This window comes from Spongiactinospora rosea, from assembly GCF_003315795.1.
Taxonomy (GTDB): Bacteria; Actinomycetota; Actinomycetes; order Streptosporangiales; family Streptosporangiaceae; genus Spongiactinospora; species Spongiactinospora rosea.
On sequence record NZ_QMEY01000050.1, the window covers coordinates 1 to 15,346 of the forward strand.

Genomic DNA, 15,346 nt, shown 5'->3' on the forward strand with positions numbered 1-15,346 from the left:
CCCCACACCCCCGCTTGCCATGCCTTTACCACCCCCCACACCACCCATGGCCACCCCCACCCCGCCCCACCCCACCCAACTTTCGGCTACGCTTGGCTCCAGTCCTTCAGCCTCCGTAGCTCAGGGGATAGAGCACCGCTCTCCTAAAGCGGGTGCCGCAGGTTCGAATCCTGCCGGGGGCACAGACAAGTAGGGAACAACTTTGGATCCCGGCTCGGGCGGCGGAGCGTTGGTGATCTCGTCGGCCGCACTCATGATCGCGGGCAAGTTGTCCTCTTTCACGGTGATCCTGATCAGAACCTCATGGGTCGCCAGCCGGTATCGCAGCTCCAGGTTGAAGGCGTCGAAGAGCCGCCGCTGAAGCTTCTCACCCACGGTGGCCAGACCCGTGGCAAGCTCAGGCAGAGCATCGAGCAGACTCCGATCCTCAGTCGGCCGGGAATCCTGCTCGGTCAGCTTCTGCAGCTCGGCTGCCTTCTCCCGGCCAGTGCGCCCCAGATCGGTGTAGCGGCGCTGCAGGCGTTCCCGGAAGTCCCGGTCGATCTCTTCTTCGCCGGTCGGCGCGTACTCCTCGATCTGGGCGAGCACGTTGTTCTGCCGCTTGTCCAGGTCAGCGATCTCTTTCCGCAGCCGCTTGGCCGCGGACTCGTCCCGGGGTGCTCGCTGCGTCAGATCCGGGCCGATGGCCTCGATCCGGCGAGGGCTGAAGACCCGCTCGGCGAAGAACGCATGAACAAGGTCGAGCAGGTCGTCCTCACGCACCCACAGACTTTTCGGGTGCCGGGCGTACCACTCCCGGCGATCCTTGTGGTGCCGCATGTCCGGTTCGCAGGCATGGTAGGCGACCCCTGCCCGGGTCTTGCCGTACATCCGCCGATCACACAAGTCGCAGATCACATACGACCGCAGCGGATAGGTCCGGCAGGTCTGCGGGTGGACATTGGCGCCCGGAGCCGTACGCGACCCCTGACGCGTGCGCCCGATCGAGGCGACCGACTGGAAGATCTCCTTGGTGATCAGCGGTTCATGTGTCGGACGCGGCGACCAGACCCACTCACTGGGCGGATTGTTCTTGCCCCCTTTCTTGGTGGCACGGCGGTTCCACACCATGTAGCCGGTGTACTTCGGATTACTGAGGATCTCCCGCACCGCCGAGCCGCTCCAGCGGCCCAGCGCACGCCGCGGGTCAACCGGCATGGGCGGCGGATACTTGTCCGGCTCGATGTTGAGCTTGTCGGCGATCGCGTCATAGCCCAGCCGGTGGACACTGCGGAGCAGGAAGATGTGCGTGACCGTCGCCCCCTCCGCAGGATGTGGAACCAGGCGGCTCTTGCTCTTGCCTTCGGCGCGCTTGGCCGCCACCGGGTGCGGGATCTTCTTGGCGCGATAGCCGTAGCAGGGTTTGCCGACGTTCCAGCCCTGCTCGGTGTGCTCGCAGAAGGCGTCCCAGGACAGCTCCAGCATCTGCAGCACGTACCATTCGGCCACCGCCTGCTTGACCCGCCGGGTCAAAACGGGCGTGGCCCGCTTACGAGCCCGCCCGCCCCGGGGCCGGTCAAGCTGGGGCATCGGCTCGTCGGCGGCCAGCAGCATCACCCCGGCCTGTTCCAGCTCGTATTCGATCTTCGTGCCGAAGTAGGTGCGCCGGGCCACCCGTTCCACAGACTCGCAGATGACGGCGGCGAACCGGCGGTCGGGCCGTTTGGCCTCGGCCAGCAGGTCCTGGATGCCGCCATCGCGGGCGATGGGGATCGCGAAGGCTTCATGCGCTCGTCCCCGGCCCCGGGCGGCCAGATCCATCCGCCCGGACTCCACATCGTAGAAGTGCGCGACGATCAAACACCCGTCCGGCAGTGCGTCCCGGCAGGCGCGCAACTGACGCGGCAAGGACAGGGTGGGGTCTTGCTGGTCGTCGGTAGAGGTACGCCCGAGCCAGGCCACCGCCAGCGGGATACCACTGGCCTCGATGGCGGTGGCGGCATCGGGTGTCTCCCACGGGTAGCTCACGGCTTGTTCCGTTCGAGCAGACATCTGAGGATCTCCAGGATGATGGCGTATTGACGCGCCTCGATCTCGTCCCCTTGACCTCCGCCGATGGTGACGATCTCGATTCGCACGCCCGGCCTGCCCTTTCGTCTGCGGCCGGGCCCTGCAGGGTACGCCTCCAGCCCGTCGTTTGGAGGCCCTGAGCAGGCCTTATGTATCCGCTCAGTCATCCTCACTCCCCGCCTCGATGAGCCGGGTGCGGGCCAGTTCGCAGTACTCGGCGTTCAGCTCGATCCCGCAGAACCGGCGGCCCAGGCGGCGGGCGGCGATGCCGGTGGTGCCGCTTCCGGTGAACGGGTCCAGCACCGTGCCGCGGGGGCGGCAGCCTGAGGCGATGGCCCGTAGTGGGATGTCGATCGGGAATGCCGCGAAGTGTGCGGCCCGTAGCGGCCGGGTGGAGATCGGCCACACGTCTCCGGGATTGCTCCCGTTGGGATGCACGGTCGCGTGCCTGCTGCCGGTGGGCCGCATCGCCACTCCGTACTGGCCGCCTGCTAGAGCTTCGCCGGTGTCGGTGTACTTCCCCGACGGCGGCGGCCATGGTGTGGCGATACTGTTTGGCTTGGTGCCTCCGGACCGTGCTCGCCTGGACAGCGGCCGGTCCCCGGTGTAGGGGCGGCGGATCGGGTCCAGGTCGAACCAGTACCGTCGCTGCTTGACCAGCAGGAAGATCAGCTCATACCGGTTGGACAGCCGGTCGCGCACCGGCTGTGGCATCGCGTTCGGCTTGTGCCAGACGATCGCGTTGCGCAGGATCCATCCGTCGTCTTGGAGGGCGAAGGCGACCCGCCAGGGCATGCCGAGCAGGTTCTTCGGCGGCACCGCCGGCCGCGTCTTGGGCCGCGCCGCGGGCTGACGCGGGTTGATGTTCCTGCCGCGCTGCCAGCCGTCGGAATTCGCGGCGTAGACATCGCCGAGGTTGAGCCAGCAGGTGCCGTCGTCGGCCAGTACCCGGCGGGCGTGGGCGAAGGTGGCCCGTAGCGTCTCCACATACGCCCCGGGCGTGGGCTCTTGGCCGTATTCGCCGTCGCAGTAGTGCCGCAGCCCCCAATACGGCGGGCTGGTGACGATGCAGTCCACCGATGCGGCGGGCATCTCCGCGAGCACCTTCTGGGCGTCGCCGTGGTACAGGGCCGCGTGCCCGTCGTTCCAGTAGCATCCGCTCCCGTTGAATACGGTCATCGGCCGCCCCCGGCCGTCCGGATCTCCCACACCGCGCCGCTGCCACGCTGAACGGGGAGCGGGCGGAACCCGGCCGTGTGAAGGGCGGATCCCTCCCCACCGGGACGGATGAGCCGCGTATCGGCGATCAGCCGCTGATAACCCCGCCCACGTGCCACCTGCCACACGGCGTCCAGCAGCGCCGCATCGGCGTCTGGGGTGCTGCCGGTGGCCAGGCAGGTGATCTCGGCGGTGTGGCCGTCGTCGTGCCGCCAGGAGACGGGGCTGCCAGCGAACACGACCCCGGTCAGCGTTCCCGGTCCGGTCTCGACGCCGAGAACGATCTCGGCATCGGCGAGCGCGGCCGGGCTGTGTTGAATCCAGGCGGCGAATGCGCGGGCGGTCTGAATCCGCACCGGCTTGACATACAGGTGCGGGTGTTCTGCTGTGGTCAGCCCGTAGCGGGCGGTATTCGGGTCATTTCGATGCTCCATTGCCGTAGTCGGGACACGCTGATTTCCGGATGCGCGCCACCCGGGCCTGCGAGTGCGGGCCGGGTGGCGTGCGACCAGGCAAGCAGGCGGCTCAGAAGCAGCTCAGAGCCTGCCCCAGAAGGTGCTCAGAGCCTCGGCGCCGACGCAGAAGCGCCCGCTCAGATACTCAGAACCTGGCCAGAGGTCGGAAAGTTCTGGGGAATTCCTGACTGGCTTCCCGGCATTTTTCTGAGCCGTTTCTGAGGCGGCGTGCATAACGGTTGACGAACCCCGCGCATTCGTCTTCGACCGGAGCACCCGTCATGAACACCCACCGCACGAACCGCCACACTGAATCGCCCTTGGACACCGCCGAGATCTCGTTCCGCCTGCTCACCACCCACCCCGGCGGGCTGGTCCTGGACTGCACCCACATCCCCGGCCTGCCACGCGGCCCGGTCGGGCTGCGCGACCTGCGGCTCCTGCTCGCGAGCCGTGAGGTCACCGATGAGACTCGTGATGCGGTGTGGCGGGAGCTGACCGCCCGCGCCCGCAGCTCAGGCTCGGGGTCGGCGTGGATGGTCGCCGCGGTGGGTATGGCGATGCCCGCCCTGCGCCGGATCGCCTTGTCTCTGACGCGGGATCTGCCGTGTGGCGACCCGGTGGACATCGACATCGCGATCATGGCCGGTTACCTGCGGGCCCTGCACCGGCTGGATGCCCGCCTTCCCGATGTCCGCGGCCGGTTGTGCGCGGCGGCCCGGCACGCGGGCGTGTACGCCCGTCGCCACCTCACCGCAACCGCCCAGCGGCGGCCAGGCCAGGATGCGCCGCCGGGGCGGCCGTGGTACCACCCCGACCTCGTCTTGATCGACGCCGTCACCAGCGGCGTGCTGAGCGAGTCCGACGCCGACCTCATCGCCCTCACCCACCTGGCCAACGTCCCGCTCCGCGACCCAGACCAGGCCCGCAGGCAACGACCTCGGCACGGCATGCCATGCCCCTCCACCCCACCCCCTTCCGCTTCCGCGCGGAGCCAGGCACCACCGGATGCAACCACCACCGCAACCGACTCGAAAGGAGCAAGGGACACCAGCCCCGGCTCCGCGCGGATCTCCCCCAACCACCCCTGCCTCGCCGCCCGGCGGCAAGCCGATTGCCACCCGCGGCAACAACCACGAGCACAGCAGAACGCTCGGCGGCAAGCCGGTTGCCGCGCCCGGCGCGGCGCACGGCACCCGAGGTGGATCGCCGCCTGGGCGATCGGCATGACGGTGGTGGCGGTCGTGCTGGTCGCCGTGGTGGCGACCGGCGCGTTCGCCGCCACGCTGGCTCATGCCGTTCCGGCGGATCTGGGCGTGGTGTTCACCAACCTGCGGAACTGGCTGATCGGCCTGCTCACCGCCCTGGCCACGCTCATGCTGACCGTCGGCGGGCTGCGTTACCTGATCGCCGGCGGCGACCCGGGTGAGGTACAGAAGGCCAAGCTGGCACTGCGGGCATCGGCGATCGGCTACGGGCTGGCGCTGCTGGCCCCGCTGCTGGTGTCCGTGCTGCGCCGCGTGGTCGGCGGGTGAGGCGCCGATGACCGCCCGCCCCGCCACTGCTACCGCCATTGCCGCTGGTGCCGTGCTGATGGCAACCGTCCTGCTCGTTGCCGGAAGCGTCGCCATGGCGGCAGCCGCGTCTGCCGCTGTGCCTCCGCCACCGGCACCCACCCCCACACCTGCACCAGGACCGGCGCCGACACCGCTGCCGCTGCCGTCACCCGGGTCGCCCGGCGAGGGAGGCGGGTTCGGGTTCGGGATCGGTGACCTGATCAATGGGCAGATCAACGCCTGGTTCGCCGGGCTTCTGGCCCTGGCGGTCAAACCCTGCCTGGACATCTTGGCCGTGACGGTGCTGGCCACCCCAGATCTGAGCGCCGATCAGCGGATTTATGACCTGTGGAAGGCGACCCTGCTGATCACCGATTCGGGGTTCGTGCTGCTGGCCACCATCGGCGCGATCACCGCCATGGGCCACCAGAGCGTGCAGACCCGGTACGCGGTCAAGGAGGTCCTGCCGCGCCTGCTGGCCGCCGTCCTTGCCGCCAACGCCAGCTTCATCCTGTGCGCCAAGGCCGTCGAGCTGGCCAACGCGCTGTCGCGGGCGCTGCTCGGCCAGGACTTCGACGCCCGGCGGGCGGTCGCCACCCTGCGGCTGCTGATCATCACCGGGGGGCAGCAGGCGATCTTCTACATCCTGCTGTCCCTGGTCGCCGCGGTGTTGCTGGTCGTGCTGCTGATCGCCTATGTGATGCGTACCGCTTTGGTGCTGCTCTTGGTGGCGGCAGCGCCGCTGGCGCTGGCCTGCCTGGCCCTGCCCTGGATCGACGGTCTGGCCCGGTTCTGGGGCCGCGCGTTCACCGGCCTGCTCATCATCCAGATCGCCCAGTCCCTGACCCTGGTGCTGGCGGTGCGGATCTTCTTCAACCAGGACGGGCGGCTCCTGCTCGGCCTGTTGCCCAGCGGGCAGCTCGTCAATCTGATCGTGGTGCTCTGCCTGCTGATCATCTTGATCCGTATCCCCCGCTGGGTCGGCCGGCGGATCTTCGCCCAGACCGGTGGGCGGGGGTCGGTGGTGGCCCGGATCGTGAAGTACGCGGTGGCCTACAAACTCGCCTCCCCGGTGCTGGACGCGCTACATCTGGGCCGACGCAGCGGCAGCGGTCATGGCAACAGCAGGAGCGGCAGGAGCAGCGGCAACCGCGCTGCCGCCCGTAGTGCCGCCGTTGCCGCATCCACCATGGCGGCAGGACCTGTCGGCACCGCTGCCGCGTTCGCGAAAACCGCCCATACCAGCGCTGCCACCCGCGCCGGACGTGGCAGGCGGCCCGGTTCTGGTCCGGCCGGTCCCTCTGCCGCGCCGTCCCCAACGGTGCGAGGCAGCACCACGGCGAAGCGGCAGCCGCCCTCGCCGCCTCCACCCCCGCAGCCGCGGTGGTACCCCCGCCCACCCTTGGCCCCGGCCCCACCGCCTGCGCCGCGCATGCCACCCCGCCCGGAACGGCCCCACCACGGCCCGGGAGGTGAGCGGTGATGAGCTGGATGTCACCGGTTCGCATCCCTGCCGACATCGACCAAGACGACCGGATCATCGGTGGCTGCACCGCCCGCCAGGTGGCCATCCTCGGCGGCACCGGGCTCCTGCTGTACGGCGTCTACGTCCTTGCCGGGGAACGCCTGCCGCTGATCGCATTCGCCGCCCTGGCCTTGCCCATCGCGCTGGCCGGGATTCTGCTGGCACTGGGACGGCGCGACGGCCTCAGCCTGGACCGATACGTCCTCGCGGCGATTCGCCACCAGCGGTCCCCGAAACACCTCACCACTGCGCCGCTGGACGATGCGTCGCCACCCGCTTGGGCGAGGGCGAAGAAGGGCCCGCGGCCTAGCCCGTTGCCGCTTCCCGCACGCGGCATCGCCGGTGACGGGCTGATCGACCTGGGCACCGACGGCATCGCCGCCGTCACCGAGGTATCCACGGTCAACTTCGCCCTGCGCACCCCCGGCGAGCAAGATGCCTTGGTCGCGGTGTTCGGCCGCTGGCTCAACTCGCTGTCCGGCCCGGCACAGCTCTTGCTGCGCGCCGAACGGGTGGATCTGACTGAAACGATCAGCGGCCTCGCCGAGGATGCCCGTGTCCTCGCCCACCCCGCACTCACCGCCGCTGCGCATGAACACGCCGCCTTCCTAGCCGACCTGTCGGCCCGGCATGACCTGCTGCGCCGCCAGGTCCTGCTGATCGTTCGTGAACCCTCCGCTGAGAGCGGCACGGAAGCGGCGGCGGCGCGGGCGCTGCGGCGCCTGGAGGAGGGCGCCCGGCTGCTGGCCGCGTGCGGGCTCACCGTCCGGCCGCTGAGCCACACCGGCATCAGTGGTGTGCTGGCCGCCTGCTTCGACCCGGCCGCCCCGCCCCTGCCCACCGACCAGCTCGCCGATCCCGGCCAGATCATCACCACAGGAGAACACCGATGAAACTCCTCCAGCGCAAACACGCCACGCAGCGCCGGTTCGGCCCGGACTCGGTTCAGGTCCAGCCCACAAGCCTGCGCATCGGGGATGGCCTGTGCGCGACCCTGGCCATCAGCGGATACCCGCGCGAGGTCGCCCCCGGCTGGCTGGAACCGCTGCTCACCCACCCCGGCCGCCTCGATGTGTCGATCCACATCGACCCCATCCCCTCGCCGGTCGCCGCCGACCGGCTCCGCCGCCGCCTTGCCCGGCTGGAATCCGGGCTGCGGGCCGACCACGAACACGGTCGCCTCCTGGACCCCGGCGTCGAGGCCGCCACCGAAGACGCCCACGAGTTGGCCGCACGGATCGCCCGCGGCCAATCCCGGCTGTTCCGCGTCTCCCTCTACCTCACCGTGCACGCCGCCACACAGGGCGAGCTGGAGGAGGCGTGCGCTCAGGTCCGGGCGGTGGCCGCCGGGTTGCTGCTGGACGCCCGCCCGGCCGCGTTCCGGCAACTGCAGGGCTGGGTATCGGCGCTGCCGCTCGGGATGGACAACCTCAACACCGCCCGGACATTCGACACACCCGCGCTCGCCTCGGCGTTCCCGTTCACCAGCCCGGACCTGACCACCCCCCTCGGGCCGACCGCCGTCCTTTATGGCAGCAACGCCACCGGCTCTTCCCTGGTCGCCTGGGACCGGTTCGCCCAGCCCAACCACAACTCGGCGATCATCGCTTGTAGCGGCGCCGGAAAGTCCTACCTCGCCAAACTGGAGGCACTGCGGTCGCTGTATCGGGGGGTCGAGGTCGCCGTCATCGACCCCGAAGACGAATACGCCCGCCTATGCTCCGCGGTCGGCGGGGCTTACCTGCATCTGGGCGCGCCCGGCGTCCGCCTCAACCCCTTCGACCTTCCCACCGAAGACCGGCGAGATGGTGATCCGCTGACCCGCCGGGCGCTGTTCCTGCACACCCTGGTCGCGGTGATGCTCGGCGAAGTGCTGGACAAGGCGAGCAAGGCCGCCCTCGACCGGGCCATCCTGGCGACCTACAAGCAGGCCGGGATCACCTTCGACCCGCACACCTGGAACCGCCCACCGCCGCTGATGGCCGATCTGGCCGCCGCGCTCACCGCATCCGGCGATGCCAAAGCGGCCGAGGTCGCGGCCGGGCTCGCCCCCTACGTGAGCGGCAGCCACCGGGCGCTGTTCGACGGGCACACCACCACCCGCCCCGACTCCCACCTGATCGTCTTCTCCCTGCGCGACCTACCCGACGAACTCAAAGCGGTCGGCACCCTGCTCACCCTGGACGCCATCTGGCGACGCATCACCAACCCCGGCGAACGCCGCCCGCGACTGGTGGTGGTCGATGAGGCCTGGCTGCTCATGCACGACCCCGAGGGCGCCAGGTTCCTGCTGCGGATGGCCAAGTCCGCCCGCAAACACTGGGCCGGACTGTCAGTGGTCACCCAAGACGCCGGGGACCTGCTCACTTCGGCGGCCGGGCAGGCAATCATCGCCAACTGCGCCACCCAGATCCTGCTCCGCCAAGCCCCACAGGCCATCGACGCGGTCACCGACGCCTTCCGGCTCTCAGACGGGGAGCGGCACCTGCTGCTGTCGGCCGAACCGGGCACCGGCCTGCTGGCCGCCGACTCGGCTCAGTCGCGGGTGGCCTTCCACGTCCTGGCCAGCGAGCAGGAACACCGCCTGGTCACCTCCGCACCCAGCGAACTCGCCCACTTCGATGAGGAGGGCGAACAGTGATCCACGATCTGCTCGACGACCCCGACGCCATGATCGAACTGGCCCTGTCGCGGCTCATGGCATACGGCTCGACACTTGCCATCCTTACCGCACTGGCCCTGATCGCTTTCGGACTCGCATGCGTGTCGATCAACCGACTGCGTCACCGCGCGATGAGCAACGGGGCACGGTGCCTGGAGATCCTCGCCCCGCCAGAAGCGGACCTGCCCGGAGCCGAAGCCCTGTGGGGCAACCTGCTCGGCCTGCTTCGCCCCGCATGGAAGCGCATCCTGTTCGGCCAGCCGCACCTGGTCTTCGAGTACGTCTTCGGCGTCGGCGGCGTCCGGATCCGGATGTGGATCCCCGGCACCGTGCCGCCCCGCCTGGTCGAGCACGCGATCGAGGCGGCCTGGCCGTCCGCCCGCACCGCCGTACTCGACCCCGGCCCGCCGCTCCCGCTGGGCGGGCAGGCCAGCGGCGGCTGGTTCGTCCTCGCCCGTGACGAGCGACTGCCGCTCAAACACGACCACGACCACGATCCGCTGCGTGCGTTGCTCGGCGCCGGGGTGGGCATGCCCGCCTGGCAGCACGCCGCCGTGCAGGTCCTGGCCCGCCCCGCCACCGGCCGCCGCCTCTCCCGAGGGAAGGCGGGTATCCCGGCCGCTCTGCTGCGTGGCGTTCTGGACCTCATCACGCCGGGGCCTGGGCACATGCATCGGCGTCCGGATCACCGGCCCCAGGAACACGCCGCCCGGCTGGAGCACTACGCCGAGGCCCGCGCCATCCGGGACAAGGCTCTCCACCCCCGCTACGAGGTCGCCGTCCGCTACGCAGTACAGGCCAACCAGGACGAAGGTACGGAAGCATCCCGGCGTGGCGCGATCCGAGGGCGCGCGCACGCGATCGCCTCAGCATTCGCCGTCTACGCCCGGCACAACCGGCTCGAACGCCGCCGCCTGCCCCACCCCGCCCAGCGGCTCGCCGCCCGCCGCCTCCACCGTGGGTTCCTGTTGTCGGTCCCGGAACTGGCCGCGCTCGCCCACCTGCCGATGGACCCCGCCGTCCCCGGCCTGCAACGCGCCGGAGCCAACACCATCGCCCCCGCACCACAGATCAGCCAGCACGGGAAAGTTCTCGGCACCGCCGACGCCGGCCATCAGCGGCCCGTCGCGCTCGGGGTGATCGACTCCTGCCACCACGTTCACGTCCTGGGCCCCAACGGCACCGGCAAAAGCACCCTGCTCGCCCAGATGATCCTCTCCGACATCCACGCCGGGCGCGGGGTGGCGGTCATCGACGCCAAGGGCGACCTGGTCACCGACATGCTCGGGCTCATCCCCGAACAAGCCGCACAACGCATCACGCTGATCGACCCCGACGACCGCCACCCCCGCCCGGCGCTCAACATCCTGTCCGGCCCAAATCAGGACACCCTCACAGACAATCTCGTCGGCATCTTCCACAAGATCTACGCCGACTCCTGGGGACCCCGCAGCGATGACATCCTGCGCGGCTGCGCCCTGACCCTGTCCCCGGCCGGCGGCACCCTGGCCGACATCCCCGCCCTGCTCACCGACCCTGCCTACCGCCGCGAACTCACCGAACAGATAAACGACCCGTTCCTCCTCGGGTTCTGGACCTGGTACGAGCACCTGTCCGAGCAAGGCCGGGCCCACGTCACCGCGCCGCTGATGAACAAACTGCGGGCGTTCCTGCTGCGCCCGTTCGTCCGCGACATCCTCGGCTCGGTCCGATCCACCTTCGATGTCGCCGACGTCCTGGATGGAAAGATCCTCTTCGCTCGGCTCCCCAAAGGAGTTCTCGGCGACGACACTGTCCGCCTGCTCGGCTCCCTCCTGCTGTCCCAGGTCTGGCAAGCCGCCAGCCACCGCGCCCGGCTCGGCCACCCTCGCGCCCCGTCCGCTCTATATGTGGACGAGGCGCAGAACTTCCTCAACATGCCCCGAACCCTGTCGGACATGCTCGCCGAAGCCCGCGCCTACCGGCTGTCCATGGTGCTGGCCCACCAGCACCTGGCCCAGCTCCCGCGTGACCTGTGCCAGGCGATCAGTTCCGATGCCCGCAACAAGATCTACTTCTCCCTCTCCCCCGAAGACGCACGTGAGGCGGAACACCACTTCAGCCCGAACCTGACCCGCCACGACCTGGCCAACCTCGGCGCCTTCCAGGCCGCCGCCCGTCTGGTCGTCCGCTCAGCCGAAACCCCGCCGTTCACCCTGCGCACCCGTCCACTCCCGCCCGCAGACCGCGACCTGGCCGAACGTGTCCGGGCCGCCGCCGCCCGCGCCCACGGCCGTACCAAGTCACCACCCGAAGACCTGCCACAGGACGACCCACGGCAGGTATCCACCACAGAAGGAGAACCCGTATGAACGAGCACTACACACCCGCCGTCATGGCATCTCTGGCCACCAAACTCACCCCCCGGGACCGCCACCTACTCCGCACGATCTGGACCCACAGGGTCCTGACCAGTCACCAAATCGCCCGCATCGCCTTCAACGACCCGACCACCGCACGCCACCGCCTGGCCAAACTCCACAAGATCAGCGTTGTCGACCGCTTCCGCCCGAATCCGCTCACAGGCTCGGCGCCCTGGCACTACGTACTCGGCGAGCCCGGCGCCGCCGTACTGGCCGCTGAAGACGGGACCACCATCGCCGAACTCGGCTACCGCCGCGACCGGGCCTTGACCCCCGCCTACAGCCAGCGTCTGGCCCACACCATCGGCGTGAACGACGTCTTCGCCCACCTGTACGGCACCGCCCGCCACACCACCGGATGCCGCCTGCACACCTGGTGGCCGGAAGGCCGCTGCGCCGCCCAATGGGGTAAACATGTACGCCCAGACGCCTACGCCAAATGGACCGAAAACGGCCGCACCATCGATTTCTTCCTCGAATACGACACCGGCACCGAAACCATCGACCGGGCCTTGGCCAAACTGCACGACTACGCAGCCCTCACCACCACCACCGGCATCACCACTCCGGTACTGTTCCTGACCGCATCCCCGCGCAGAGAGACCAACCTGCACAACCGGCTTCGAAGACACTCGGCCACGCCTTCAGTCCCGTGCGCCACCGCCGTGATCGGCCCGAACCCCCATGAGGCGATCTGGCTGCCGCACGACCGCAGCGAGAACCGGCTACGCCTGGCCGACCTCGCCAGCCATTGGGCCCAAAGCAGCACAGCGAAGCGTCCATGATCGACGAGATCGGCATGACCACGCCCTTGGCAATCGGCGGGAGCCTCCTGGTCGGCATCGTGGCGCTCGCCGGAGTATCGGGCGGAGCCCACTACGTGATCACATCGGCGGGGGCGGTGTGCGGCGAGCCGCGGCAACCTCGTGCCCCCTCCAAGGACATATGCACCTCGCCAGACCTGGCGATTGCGGCCAATGCGGAGCGCGGAGTATTTGCCGCACATGCCGCGCTGCGCATGCGCGGCGTACCGTACTCCTGGGGCGGCGGCGGACCCGACGGCCCAGGTCTCGGCATCGGGCGCGGTGCCCGAACGCGCGGCTTCGACTGCTCCGGCCTGACCGAGTACGCCTGGGCCACAGCCGGGGCACGCATCGGCGGTGACACCTCCGCACAATGGAACGCCGGAGACCACATCCCCAAAGCTCAGATCCGCCCCGGGGACCTGATCTTCTTCGCCACCGACCCCGCCGACCCGGCGACCATCCACCACGTCGGCCTCGCCATCGACGCCACCCACATGGTCCACGCGCCACACACCGGCAGCACCGTACGCATCGAGACCTGGGCAGGCATCCCCTACTGGGAAAGAGGCTTCATCGGTGCCGTCCGGCCCGCCTCATGAGCCGCTTCCTGGTCGTTCCCCGTAGCAGAGGGTAGGCTCGCCCCGACCGTTTCAATCTGCTTTTGATCACAGAATTGAAGTTGGTCGAGGGCCGGTTCTTCAGGACCGGCCCTCAGTCTTCCGTCAGGCACCTCTGCAGCAGGACGAAGCCCGGCATCTCCCGCCTGGGCCGGATCCCGACATCGAAGATCTCCGGTTCCTCGAAGACCGGCTCACCGCTGGGACGGCGCGCGTAGGCGACCCGCCCATAGTCGACTCCGTCGGCTCCGTCGAAGCTCATCCACGTAATCGCCTCCTGCTCCCCCTCCCGCAACCGATGGTTGGACACCGCTCGCACCGCGATGGTGCTCGGCGGACGGAAGATCCACACCTGGGGAACGGCGAGCACCCATCGGGCGGCACCGATCTCGCGCGCCTTCTCCGCCACCCTGGTCTCGAACGCCTGCGCGGTCTCAGCGTCGCGGAGATAGTCGTAGTCGCTCATGACGAGTTTCTTCGCGCCTTCGATCGCGACGATGGCCGGACACTCCCGTGCCACGATGTTCTTCTCCAGACGTTCCACCGTGTCGAACAGAAGATCCGCTGTCGCGTCGTTCATACCGCCTCGGCCTCTCGCTCGCGGCGTACCGTACCGCCTCCAAGCTTTCAGAACAGCGGCGCACGAGACCACAACTCACCCGAACAGCCTCGAACGCTGGAAACCCTTGCAGGAGACCACCACCGGGCCAGCAAGGCCGCCCCCGAATACGGTGATGGCCGCCCAACGAGCGTACAAGGGCCTGCGCTTGATCACACGGACGTGCCTCACTCGAACGCAGGTGGGGCCTCAGAGCGCGCTCTGAGGCCCCACCTGATCCGTTGGGGTTACTCCCCTGTGGATTCGTCGTCGAAGTACTTCAACATCCCCCTCACGTCGTCCAGACGCTCCGACAGGTCCCGCCACTCCGCACGGGCGGCGTCCCGTACCCGGATAACGGCCGACCGGGAACCGTACACGCCGCCGTACCGCTTCTGCGCCACCTTGCTCAGGATCCCCGCGCGCCCGAGATCATCGGCCTGTGCCGCCTGCTCCATGACATCCTTGATGGTGGGGAAGTCCTCGCCGTCTCCGAACGCCTGCCGGAAGATTGTGGCGCTGTTCTGCGCCATGCAGAACGCCGCCGCCACCTGCATGAGGCTCTCCGCGTTCATCGATCCGGACGTGGGCTCGACGCCAGGCGTGGCACCGGACGCGCCCGCAGGTACGCCGACCCGATAGCCGTTGCGGGCAGCAGCGTCCCGCACCACCCACCTGTGGAGCGTCGTCCGCGTGATCGTCATCTCTCCCCCATCGCGGCGAACGTAGATCCACGCCGGGGCTTGTGCCGTGCTCTCGGGCGCCGGGCGGCACGAAGCGACGACGTCGCGAAGCTTCTGGGCGAAGAGAAGCACAGCGTCTTGCGTGACGTCGTCTGATACGTCGTCGGTGCCGTAGGGCGCGTGCCCTTCGTTGACGATGGTGGCGCTTCCGTCCATCCGCTTACGCGACCGTGTGGCGTCCACCGTGCGGCAGTAGCCACGTGCCAGCCGCTGAATCGCCGCCCAATCGTCCGCCGTTACCCGCGCCATGTCCTCCGGCGTGACCTTCTCCCCGGGAACAGTGGTGGGAACGCTCTTCCCAGAAGCTGCGTACGACATGATGTTTCTCCGTTTCTGCGGCGCAATTTACGCTGCACTGCTTTTGATCGCCTCAATTACATAGCGAAACAGCCTCCGCCTCAATGACATTCGCCGTGTCTTTACCATTATTTCCGAGCAAGGTACAAGCCATAGAAAGCATCACAGTCATTGACGTTTTCTCAGCCTAAATAGATCGGACAGTGACGTTTTCTCAGCCTAAATAGATCGGACAGTGGGTGTTTTTGGGACACATGCAAGGACGCACAGGCAGACACGCGGACAAAACACCGCAGCCCAAATAAGACGTGGAGCTTCCGGTAGAAGAGGTCTCACCACAAGATCCACTACCAAGAAAGCCCCACGTGATCCCCTATCCTGCCATGCTCGACGTCCCCCACGCACTCGTCCGCCACGT

Annotated in this window: 11 protein-coding genes, 1 tRNA gene and 1 pseudogene; 8 read left to right on the forward strand and 5 right to left on the reverse strand. The window is 68.7% G+C overall.

Annotation, left to right across the window (positions count from 1 at the left end):
• The first annotated feature begins 109 nt into the window (after nt 1-109).
• Nucleotides 110-182, forward strand: a tRNA-Arg gene (locus DP939_RS44425).
• Between the two features lie 859 nt (nt 183-1,041).
• Here the strand turns inward: DP939_RS44425 and DP939_RS49585 are convergent.
• From DP939_RS49585 to DP939_RS44440, 3 genes and pseudogenes are all read right to left on the reverse strand, one after another.
• Nucleotides 1,042-2,031, reverse strand: a pseudogene (locus tag DP939_RS49585) (recombinase family protein); the annotation flags it as partial.
• A 177-nt stretch (nt 2,032-2,208) separates the two neighbouring features.
• Nucleotides 2,209-3,228 carry a DNA-methyltransferase gene (locus DP939_RS44435; protein ID WP_113986869.1) on the reverse strand — a complete coding sequence of 340 codons (1,020 nt, stop codon included), beginning with the start codon at nt 3,226-3,228 and terminating at the stop codon, nt 2,209-2,211.
• Nucleotides 3,225-3,701, reverse strand: a complete 477-nt coding sequence (locus DP939_RS44440; protein WP_147268414.1) for an XF1762 family protein — start codon at nt 3,699-3,701, stop codon at nt 3,225-3,227. Before DP939_RS44440 ends, DP939_RS44435 begins: the two co-directional genes overlap by 4 nt.
• 302 nt (nt 3,702-4,003) lie before the next feature.
• Between DP939_RS44440 and DP939_RS48490 the strand changes: the two genes are divergently transcribed.
• From DP939_RS48490 to DP939_RS44475, 7 genes are all read left to right on the forward strand, one after another.
• The gene (locus DP939_RS48490) at nt 4,004-5,257 is read left to right on the forward strand and encodes a pilin (protein ID WP_225878937.1); all 1,254 of its coding nucleotides are present in this window, start codon (nt 4,004-4,006) and stop codon (nt 5,255-5,257) included.
• Nucleotides 5,258-5,375: 118 nt separating this feature from the next.
• Nucleotides 5,376-6,761, forward strand: coding sequence for a hypothetical protein (locus DP939_RS44450; RefSeq protein WP_113986871.1), 1,386 nt, complete (start codon nt 5,376-5,378; stop codon nt 6,759-6,761).
• A complete protein-coding gene (locus DP939_RS44455; protein ID WP_113986872.1) occupies nt 6,761-7,696 on the forward strand; it encodes a PrgI family protein in 936 nt (311 codons plus the stop codon). The genes DP939_RS44450 and DP939_RS44455 overlap by 1 nt, the downstream gene beginning before the upstream one ends.
• The gene (locus tag DP939_RS44460) at nt 7,693-9,444 is read left to right on the forward strand and encodes a VirB4 family type IV secretion system protein (protein ID WP_113986873.1); all 1,752 of its coding nucleotides are present in this window, start codon (nt 7,693-7,695) and stop codon (nt 9,442-9,444) included. Before DP939_RS44455 ends, DP939_RS44460 begins: the two co-directional genes overlap by 4 nt.
• On the forward strand, nt 9,441-11,816 hold the full coding sequence (locus tag DP939_RS44465) for a type IV secretory system conjugative DNA transfer family protein (RefSeq protein ID WP_113986874.1): 2,376 nt from the start codon (nt 9,441-9,443) through the stop codon (nt 11,814-11,816). The genes DP939_RS44460 and DP939_RS44465 overlap by 4 nt, the downstream gene beginning before the upstream one ends.
• Entirely contained in the window at nt 11,813-12,652 is an 840-nt protein-coding gene (locus tag DP939_RS44470; protein WP_113986875.1) for a replication-relaxation family protein, read from the forward strand. The genes DP939_RS44465 and DP939_RS44470 overlap by 4 nt, the downstream gene beginning before the upstream one ends.
• Nucleotides 12,649-13,272: a C40 family peptidase gene (locus DP939_RS44475; RefSeq protein ID WP_113986876.1), complete on the forward strand. Its 624-nt coding sequence runs from the start codon at nt 12,649-12,651 to the stop codon at nt 13,270-13,272. The genes DP939_RS44470 and DP939_RS44475 overlap by 4 nt, the downstream gene beginning before the upstream one ends.
• Before the next feature lie 112 nt (nt 13,273-13,384).
• Here DP939_RS44475 and DP939_RS44480 read toward each other — a convergent pair whose 3' ends face one another.
• The gene (locus DP939_RS44480; RefSeq protein WP_113986877.1) at nt 13,385-13,870 is read right to left on the reverse strand and encodes a hypothetical protein; all 486 of its coding nucleotides are present in this window, start codon (nt 13,868-13,870) and stop codon (nt 13,385-13,387) included.
• A 266-nt stretch (nt 13,871-14,136) separates the two neighbouring features.
• Nucleotides 14,137-14,949, reverse strand: coding sequence for a hypothetical protein (locus tag DP939_RS44485; RefSeq protein WP_113986878.1), 813 nt, complete (start codon nt 14,947-14,949; stop codon nt 14,137-14,139).
• Nucleotides 14,950-15,346: the final 397 nt, after the last annotated feature.